At 41.4% G+C, this 590-nt stretch carries 1 protein-coding gene; it reads left to right on the top strand.

What is annotated here, in order from left to right; all coding sequences use genetic code 11:
- The first annotated feature begins 248 nt into the window (after nucleotides 1-248).
- The gene (locus GVK91_RS27155; protein ID WP_003680963.1) at nucleotides 249-554 is read left to right on the top strand and encodes a hypothetical protein; all 306 of its coding nucleotides are present in this window, start codon (nucleotides 249-251) and stop codon (nucleotides 552-554) included.
- Nucleotides 555-590: the final 36 nt, after the last annotated feature.

Genomic DNA, 590 nt, shown 5'->3' with positions numbered 1-590 from the left:
TCAGGGATCATGTGAAACTTTTATCCCGTCAAGGCCGATGGGATTTTTTTTTGATCGCTTTTTTCAAAAAAAAATTTCATCGCTTGCCTTGGCCTTGACGGCTAGCGGATAAAGTACGCTATTGGCAAAGGTTGGGGGCGCTTTTCCCCCAACCTCTGCCCAGCGGCGAGCGAAAAAATCGATAATTGCTAATCTATAAAGGATATAGTAGTATCCATATATGACAAAAAAAATGACGGATTTTTTAGATGACGGTAAATAAAAAAAGACGACGTGTTCTTGTTACGGTTTCCCCCGAAATGTATGAACTTGTTCAGGCTGTTTCTAATGAGGCAAACGTAGCAACAAGCAATCTTTTGGGTGAAATGATTGAAGAATGCAAGCCTGCATTTGAAGCAATGCTGACTGCGGTTAGACAGGCGAAGAATAAGAATGCTGATACTTTTGATACGTTACAGCGTTTATTAATCTCGGCTCAATCTCAGGTCACAGATGCCCAAATTGATTTGTTAGATGAGCAGAAAAAACTCAGACGGCAGACGTCTGAGAAATAGAAATGGAAAAGCCCTGATGACGGTCAGGGTGTAAAG

The organism is Sphingobacterium sp. 18053 (assembly GCF_902706145.1).
Taxonomy (GTDB): domain Bacteria; phylum Bacteroidota; class Bacteroidia; order Sphingobacteriales; family Sphingobacteriaceae; genus Sphingobacterium; species Sphingobacterium paramultivorum.
Note: the sequence above shows the minus strand (reverse complement) of the source record. Positions and strands in the feature narration are given on the sequence as shown.